The organism is Patulibacter medicamentivorans (assembly GCF_000240225.1).
Taxonomy (GTDB): Bacteria; Actinomycetota; Thermoleophilia; order Solirubrobacterales; family Solirubrobacteraceae; genus Patulibacter; species Patulibacter medicamentivorans.
Genome location: NZ_AGUD01000150.1, coordinates 1 through 7,632 on the forward strand (window position 1 = coordinate 1; position 7,632 = coordinate 7,632).

Sequence of the window (7,632 nt, forward strand, 5' to 3'; positions counted from 1 at the left end):
CGCCCGCCGGCTGGGACCCGGCGGAGGGCACGCGATGAGGTCGGTCGTCACCGGCCGCGGAGTGCCGCTCGCCGAGGCGGCCGCGCGATGAGCGCCCCCGTCGATCCCGCCGACCGCCACGCCGCGCTGCGGCGGGCGATGCGCGACGCCGGCCTGCAGGTCGGCCCCGACGGCCCGATCGCCCGTCCCGCGGGCGCCGCCGTCGCCGATCGGGTCCGCCGCGCCTTCGATGTCGTCGTCGCCGGCAGCGCGCTGCTGGTGCTCGGGATCCCGCTGGCGCTGGTCGCGCTGGCGGTGCGGCTGGAGTCGCCCGGCGATCCGATCTTCCGCCAGCGGCGGGTCGGCCGCGACGGTCGCGCGTTCGACGTCCTCAAGCTGCGGACGATGGTCCAGGGCGCCGAGCGGATGGGCGCCGGGCTGGCGATCGAGCAGGGCGACGCCAGGATCACCCGCCTCGGCGCGCTGCTGCGGCGGACGTCGATCGACGAGCTGCCGCAGCTGGTCAACGTCGTCCGCGGCGAGATGGCGATCGTCGGGCCGCGGCCGACGGTCCCGGTCCAGGTCGAGCGCTACGACGATCGCCAGCGGGAGCGGCTGCTGGTCCGTCCCGGCCTCACCGGCTGGGCCCAGATCCAGGGCCGGACGACGCTCAGCTGGCCCGAGCGGATCGAGCTGGACCGCTTCTACGTCGCGCATCGCTCGCTGCTGCTGGACCTGCGGATCCTGCTGCGGACCGTGCGGGTCGTGCTCGGCGGCGAGGGCGTCGGCCGCGACGGCGCGGCCTGGCGCGACGGCGACGATCCGGTCGCCTGACCGCCGCGACGCCGCTGACCGCTCAGCGCCGCTCCAGGGCGACCACCGCCCGCAGCGGCCGCCCGCGGTGGCTGAAGCGGACGGTCAGCCGGCGCGCTCCGGGGGCGACCGGGACGCGAATCCGCCGCTCGCTCCGGGCCCGCACGGTCCGCCGCCCTCCGCGGACCGTCAGGTTCCGCGTCAGCCGCTCGCCGGTGCAGGCGAACCGCAGCCGCACGACCCCGCTGGCGACGCCCCGCCGAACCCGCCAGCGGCGCTCGGGATCGCCGAGCGTCGGCGGGCAGTCGCCGCGCTCGACCCGGGTCCAGCGCAGGTCGCGCTGCCGTTCGCCGAGTCAGACGTCGCCGGCGCCGATCGCCGCCCGCTGCAGCAGCCAGCCCTCGCGCCCGGTCCGCGGGACGCCGTTGACCGCTCCCGGCGTCCGGCACTCGCGTGGGGCGGCGCGGGCCGTGACCGCGCGCTCGGAGACGCTCCAGCGGCCGTCGGCGGCGCGGCAGGCGACGCGGTGGCGCTCGTCGCAGGAGCGCGAGGCCCAGCGGCCGTCGGGGCGCTGGACGGCGCAGTCGCCCGCGGCCGGCTGTCCCGGTGCCCAGCTCCAGACGAGCGCCTCGCGGCGCGGATCGTCGCGCGTCAGCTGGTCGAAGCCGATGATCTCGACGCCGCAGCGGACCATCCGCCGCGTCAGGGCGGCGTCGATCGGGTCCGGGCCGCCGGTCAGGGCGCCGACGACGGTCCGGTCCTCGAAGTAGCGGATCGGCGACGCCTCGTACTGCGCGCGGGTGAAGTCCGGGCCGCAGTCGGGCGGCTCGCGCAGCCGGCCGTTGTCGGAGCCGGTCAGGCGCCCGCGCTCGTCGAACACGTACGACGGCCAGGCGCCGCCGCTGCCGCAGGGACCGAAGAGCAGCACCCGGCGGCCGCTGGCCAGCAGCCGCTCGCGGGTCTGCTCCAGCGGCAGCGGCGTGCAGCGACCGGCACCGCCGGCCGGGCGCAGGACGAGGTCGCCGAACGCCGCCGCGATCGTGGCCGCCGCGGCGTCGGAGCCCGCGTTGCCGGCGGCGCCCGCCAGGTGCGACTCGACGTAGAGCATCAGGACCTCGTCGGGATGCGCGCGCAGCCAGCCCGCGATCTCGCCGAGGACGACCGCGAACGGCTTCTCGAGCGTGCAGACGCTGTGGCAGGTCGTCGCCCCACCGAGCCCCAGGTCGGGGAGCGGGGCCAGCGGCGGGTGGACGTCGATCTCCAGGTGCCGGACCCCGGCGTCGAGCTGGCCGACCAGCGACAGCTGCTGGTTGGGATCGAGGACCGACAGCGCCAGCCCCATCTCGGCGATCGAGTTGTACGAGTTGTGGGTCGAGACCCACGGCAGGTTGCGCAGCGGCACGTCGCCGGCCAGCCGGTCCTGCAGCGCCAGCGCGCGGTCGGTCCACGCGCGATCGGCCGCGGCGACGCGCGACGCGGCGGTGCCCGCCGACGTCAGCAGGATCGCCAGCAGCGCCACGACCACCAGGGCCCAGCGGGCCCCGCTTCCTCCCTCGTCCCCCACGCGTTCGACTCTAGTGCGCGAGCGGCGGCGCGGGAGGATCCGTGGATCGGGCGGGGCCAGGCCGGCGGTCCCGGGCCCACCCGGAGCGATCGGAGAGCGTCCCGGAACGTCACGCTCGTGAGGCCCGTGAGGCCCCGCGCACCGCCGGTGGCCGAGCGTTGACGCCCGCGCCCGAAGCTCGCTAGGGTCGAACATGACGCAGGTGTCATTTTTCGCCGCTGCCGGAGCGGCGGGCACGCGCCCGAAGGCCGTCCGACCGGGACGGCGGAGACAGGAGAAGAGCAATGGCCAAGCAGCCCCGCGTCCTGGTCGGACAGGTCGCCGCGATCACCGGCGGCGCCCGTGGCATCGGCAAGGAGACCGCTCGCGCGCTGGTCCGCGAGGGGGTCAAGGTCGCGATCGGCGACCTCGACCTCGAGCTGGCGCAGAAGACCGCCGCCGAGCTCGGCGGCGGCGGGACCGCCGTCCGCGCCTACCCGCTCGACGTCACCGATCGCGAGTCGGTGCGGGCGTTCATCGACGCCGTCGAGGCCGACCTCGGCCCGATCGACATCTTCGACAGCAACGCGGGGATCATGCCGGTCGGCACCTTCCTGGAGGAGGATGACGACAGCACCCGCCGCCAGATCGACATCAACGTCTACGGGGTGATCAACGGCGCCAAGGAGATCCTGCCGCGGTTCGTCGAGCGCCGCCGCGGCCACCTGGTCAACGTCGCGTCGATGGCCGGCAAGGGCGGCTTCCCGGGCGTCGCGACCTACTGCGGCACGAAGCACTTCGTGGTCGGCCTGTCGGAGTCGATCCGCGGCGAGCTGGCCTACGCCGACTCCCCGGTCGAGGTCACCTGCGTGATGCCGGCGATCGTCCAGACCGAGCTGGCGACGGGGCTCAAGGCCACCCGCGGGGTCAAGCCGACCACCCCGGAGGACGTCGCCGAGGCGATCGTCGACGCGCTCAAGGTCCCGCGCTTCGACGTCTTCGTCCCGAAGGCGGCCGGCGTCGCGAACACCGTGATGGGGGTCCTGCCGCGTCGCGGCCGCGAGGGCCTGGCGCGCGCGCTCAAGGCCGACGTCGCCCTGATCGAGGCCGATCACAGCGCCCGCCGGGGCTACGAGGTCCGCGCCGCCGAGAGCGATCCGCACCTGGAGGCCGGCCACCAGCCGGCGTCGCTCGGCGCGGGCGAGGACTGAGCGCCCGCGCCGTCGGATCGCGGTCTCGCCGCAGCCGACGGCCGAGGCGGCGATCGGGCGGCCCTGGGACGTCCGATCGCGATTCCGGTGCCGCGCGGATCACGAGACGGCGATTCGACGGGCGGGCCAGAACGACCGCGGACCGCCTCGGTGGGCGGCCCGCGGTGCTTCAGGTCGGTGACCGCCTGCGCCTACTTGGCGGCGAGCAGCCGCTGCTTGGCGGCGGCGACGGTGTCGAGCGCCTCCTCGCGGCTGCGGTAGCCCTGGACCTCGACGATCTTGCCCTCGGGCTGCTTGTAGATCGCGAAGAAGTGGGAGATCTCGGTCTTCAGTTGGTCGGAGATGTCGTCGAGGGTCTCGACGCCCTTCCAGTTGGGATCGTCGACGGGGACGCAGACGACCTTGTCGTCGACCTCGCCGTTGTCGATCATCTTGAAGAGGCCGACCGCGCGGACCGGGATCCGGCAGCCGGGGAAGGTCGGATCCGACACCAGGCAGAGGGCGTCCAGCGGGTCGCCGTCCTCGCCGAGGGTGTCGGTGATGAAGCCGTAGTCGGCCGGATACACGACTGAGGAGTAGAGGTAGCGGTCGAACACGATCGCCCCGACCTCGGGGTCCCACTCGTACTTGTTGCGCGATCCCTTGGGGATCTCGACGAACATCAGCAGCTCGGACACCCGGGGAATCCTAGTGGGAGCGAGGGGATCGGGCGCGCCCGATCGCGGTGCGCCTACGCGGTCGACCGGACGGACCGGGGTGACGGGTGTCGAGGCCGACCCGCGCGGCTCGCAATACTGCAACGGTGAGCTCCGACGCCGCCGCCCTCAGCATCAACACGATCCGCACGCTCTCGATCGACGCCGTCCAGCAGGCGAACTCGGGGCACCCGGGTCTGCCGCTGGCCTTCGCCCCGGTCGCCTACCTGCTCTACGCCGAGCGGATGAAGCACGACCCGGCCGACCCCTCGTGGCCCGACCGCGACCGCTTCGTGCTGTCCGCCGGCCACGGCTCGATGCTGCAGTACGCGACGCTGCACCTGGCCGGCTACGACCTGACGCTCGACGACCTGAAGGCGTTCCGCCAGTGGGGCTCGCGGACGCCGGGCCACCCCGAGCGCGAGTCGACCGACCACGCGACCGACACCGGCAACGGCATCCCCGCCAGCCCGCTGACGCCGGGGATCGAGGTCACCACCGGCCCGCTCGGCCAGGGGATCTCCAACGCCGTCGGCCTGGCGGCGGCCGAGCAGTTCCTGCGCGAGCACTTCGGCAGCGAGGTCCAGGACCACCGGACCTACGTGATCGCCTCGGACGGCGACCTGATGGAGGGCGTGGCGTCGGAGGCCGCGTCGTTCGCCGGGCACGTCGGCCTCGGCCGGCTCGTGGTGCTCTACGACGACAACGACATCTCGCTCGACGGCCCGACCTCGCTGAGCTTCGACGAGGACGTCGAGCAGCGCTTCCAGGCCTACGGCTGGCAGACGCTGCGGGTGACCGACGTCAACGACCTCGACGCGCTGCGCGCCGCGCTCGACGAGGCCGAGGCGGACGAGGCTCGCCCGACCCTGATCCACGTCAAGTCGATCATCGGCTGGCCGTCGCCGAACAAGCAGGGCACCAGCAAGGCCCACGGCTCGCCGCTCGGCGAGGACGAGGTGCGGCTGACGAAGGAGGCGCTCGGCTGGGACCCGGACGCGCGGTTCCTGGTGCCCGACGGCGTCCGCGAGCAGTTCGCGGCCGGCAACCGCGGCCCGGCCGAGCACGCCGCGTGGAAGCAGCGCTTCGCCGCCTGGCGGGCCGCCGACGGCGACCGCGCCGCCGCCTGGGACGCCGCCTGGGCCGGCAAGCCGCTGCCCGGGCTGAAGGCCGCGCTGCGGGCCGTCCCGGCCGAGAAGGAGGCGACCCGGATCAGCGGCAAGCGCGCGATGGCCGCCTTCGCCCCGTTCGTTCCGACGCTCGTCGGCGGCGCCGCCGACCTGGCGTCGTCGACCAACACCGTGCTGCCCGAGGCCGGCTTCTTCACCCGCGAGGGCGCGGGCCAGAACGTCCATTTCGGCGTCCGCGAGCACGGCATGGGCGCGATCGTCAACGGCCTGGCCGCCCACGGCGGGATCGTGCGGCCGTACGGCTCGACCTTCATGCAGTTCGTCGACTACATGCGCGGCGCGGTCCGCCTGTCGGCGCTCCAGAACCTCTCGGTGGCCTGGGTCTACACCCACGACTCGGTCGCGCTCGGCGAGGACGGCCCGACCCACCAGCCGGTCGAGCACCTGGCGTCGATGCGGGCGATCCCGAACCTGACCGTGATCCGGCCCGGCGACAGCGTCGAGACGCAGGTCGCGTGGGCGACGGTGCTCGAGGACCTGAGCGGCCCGGCCGTCCTGGCCTTCAGCCGCCAGGGGATCGCCCCGCTGCCCCGCGACGGCGGCGACGAGGCCGCCTGGGCCGGCGTGCCGCGCGGCGGCTACGTGGTCAGCGACCCGGAGGGCGAGGCGGCCGTGGTCCTGGTCGGCACCGGCGCCGAGGTCGGCGTCGCGGTCGCCGCGGCGGCGCTGCTGGCGCAGCAGGGGATCGGCGCGCGCGTCGTCTCGCTGCCGTCGTGGGAGCTGTTCGACGCCCAGGACGAGGCCTACCGCCAGTCGGTGCTGCCGGTCGGCCTGCCGGCGGTCTCGGTCGAGGCGGGCGTGACCTTCGGCTGGGAGCGCTACGTCGACGCCGCGGTCGGGATCGATCGCTTCGGTGCCTCGGCGCCCGGCGGCGAGCTGCTCGAGAAGCTCGGGATCACCGCCGAGGCCGTCGCCGAGCGCGCGCACCAGCTGCTCGGCGACTGAGCGGCGGTGGACGCGCCGCGGCGCGGGCGAGAGACTCGCTCCGGCTCCGTCCGTCCCCCGGCTCCCGTGCCCTGCCGACCCGATCCGATCGCCGCCCGTCGCCGCCGTGCGACGGGCGTCGTGCTGGGCGCGCTCGTGCTGGCGCTGCCGATCGCCGGCTGCGGCGGCAGCGGCGACCGGCCCGCGCACGGCGACGACGGAGTCGGCTGGCGGTTTCGGCCGCTGGCGGCCGCGCCGCCGTTCGAGACCCTCTCCGCCCGCCAGCGGGCGACGCTCGCGCCGACCCGGTCGAACGGCCTGACCTGCGTCGCCGCCCCGCCGGTGCGCCGTCGCCACGGGCCACGCGACCGCCGTCGCCGCGTCGCCCTGACCTTCGACGACGGGCCCTCGCCCTACACCGCGCCGATCCTGCGCGAGCTCGAGCGGCGCCGGGCGCGGGCGACGTTCTTCCAGCTGGGACGGCAGATCGGCCCCTACCAGCACGTCGTCCGTCAGCTGGTCCGGCGTGGCCACGCGCTCGGCAACCACAGCTGGTCGCACCCGAGCCTGGCCCCGGCCGACGCTCGCACCCGCCAGCAGCTGGACGACACCGCCGCCGCCGAGCGACGCGCGGTCGGCCATGCCGGATGCCTGATGCGGCCGCCCGGGGGCGACATCGGCGAGCGGCTCGATCGGCTGCTGCGCCGCCGCGGTCAGCAGGCGGTGCTCTGGGACGTCGACCCCGGCGACTGGTCGCGGCCCGGCGCGCGGATGATCGTCACGCGGGTCCTGCAGGCGGTGCGGCCCGGATCGATCGTCCTGCTGCACGACGGCGGCGGAGACCGGTCGCAGACCGTCGCGGCGGTCCCGTGGATCGTCAAGGGCCTGCGCAAGCGCGGCTACCACCTGGTCACGGTGCCGACCCTGCTGGGGCTGCGACGGCGGTAGGGCTGCCCGGCGGCGGTGCGCCGGCGTCGCGTTCGCGGTGCGGCGTCGGGTCGGCAACGTTCTCCCCCGGGCTCGAGCGGCCGGTGGCGCGTAAGGCACGCGCCGGGGACGCGCCCGGGCTAGTCGGCCGGCTTGAACTCCTCGCCGCCGTCGTAGCTCGTCGGCGGCGGGTTCGGCGGACTGGCCGGCTGGGTCGGCGGCGGGGCGGCCGGGGTCGTCACCGGCGGCGTGGTCGCGGTCGTGGTCGGCGGCGCCTGCGCGTTCGCCTTGGCCTGCGCTGCGCGTGCCGCCGCTGCCCGCTTGGCGGCGGCGCGCTTGCGCGCCCTCGC

General features: G+C 75.4%; 8 protein-coding genes. 4 read left to right on the plus strand and 4 right to left on the minus strand.

The window, feature by feature from the left end:
• Positions 1–87: 87 nt before the first annotated feature.
• On the plus strand, positions 88–813 hold the full coding sequence (locus PAI11_RS10550) for a sugar transferase (RefSeq protein WP_007574148.1): 726 nt from the start codon (positions 88–90) through the stop codon (positions 811–813).
• 22 nt (positions 814–835) lie between these two features.
• Here the strand turns inward: PAI11_RS10550 and PAI11_RS10555 are convergent, their stop codons facing one another.
• Complete coding sequence (locus PAI11_RS10555) at positions 836–1,030, minus strand: hypothetical protein (RefSeq protein ID WP_007574150.1); 195 nt, start codon at positions 1,028–1,030, stop codon at positions 836–838.
• A 117-nt stretch (positions 1,031–1,147) separates the two neighbouring features.
• The gene (locus tag PAI11_RS10560) at positions 1,148–2,356 is read right to left on the minus strand and encodes a phosphoinositide-specific phospholipase C-related protein (RefSeq protein ID WP_050897203.1); all 1,209 of its coding nucleotides are present in this window, start codon (positions 2,354–2,356) and stop codon (positions 1,148–1,150) included.
• Between the two features lie 284 nt (positions 2,357–2,640).
• On the opposite strand from PAI11_RS10560, the gene PAI11_RS10565 reads away from it, so the two are divergent.
• Entirely contained in the window at positions 2,641–3,546 is a 906-nt protein-coding gene (locus PAI11_RS10565) for an SDR family oxidoreductase (RefSeq protein WP_007574153.1), read from the plus strand.
• A gap of 191 nt (positions 3,547–3,737) precedes the next feature.
• Here the strand turns inward: PAI11_RS10565 and PAI11_RS10570 are convergent, their stop codons facing one another.
• Positions 3,738–4,223 carry an inorganic diphosphatase gene (locus PAI11_RS10570; RefSeq protein ID WP_007574155.1) on the minus strand — a complete coding sequence of 162 codons (486 nt, stop codon included), beginning with the start codon at positions 4,221–4,223 and terminating at the stop codon, positions 3,738–3,740.
• A gap of 125 nt (positions 4,224–4,348) precedes the next feature.
• On the opposite strand from PAI11_RS10570, the gene tkt reads away from it, so the two are divergent.
• Together tkt and PAI11_RS10580 are read left to right on the plus strand one after the other, a co-directional pair.
• Complete coding sequence (tkt, locus tag PAI11_RS10575) at positions 4,349–6,376, plus strand: transketolase (RefSeq protein ID WP_007574157.1); 2,028 nt, start codon at positions 4,349–4,351, stop codon at positions 6,374–6,376.
• 66 nt (positions 6,377–6,442) lie between these two features.
• Positions 6,443–7,303, plus strand: coding sequence for a polysaccharide deacetylase family protein (locus PAI11_RS10580; protein ID WP_050897204.1), 861 nt, complete (start codon positions 6,443–6,445; stop codon positions 7,301–7,303).
• Positions 7,304–7,422: 119 nt separating this feature from the next.
• Here PAI11_RS10580 and PAI11_RS27070 read toward each other — a convergent pair.
• Positions 7,423–7,632 (minus strand): hypothetical protein (locus PAI11_RS27070; protein ID WP_040599809.1); only part of this gene is annotated, 210 nt, incomplete at its 5' end.

What these genes read in the sequence shown, in the direction of transcription:
- PAI11_RS10550 (WP_007574148.1), top strand. Translation starts at nt 88, where the DNA reads ATGAGCGCCCCCGTCGATCCCGCCGACCGCCACGCCGCGCTGCGGCGG.
- PAI11_RS10565 (WP_007574153.1), top strand. Translation starts at nt 2,641, where the DNA reads ATGGCCAAGCAGCCCCGCGTCCTGGTCGGACAGGTCGCCGCGATCACC.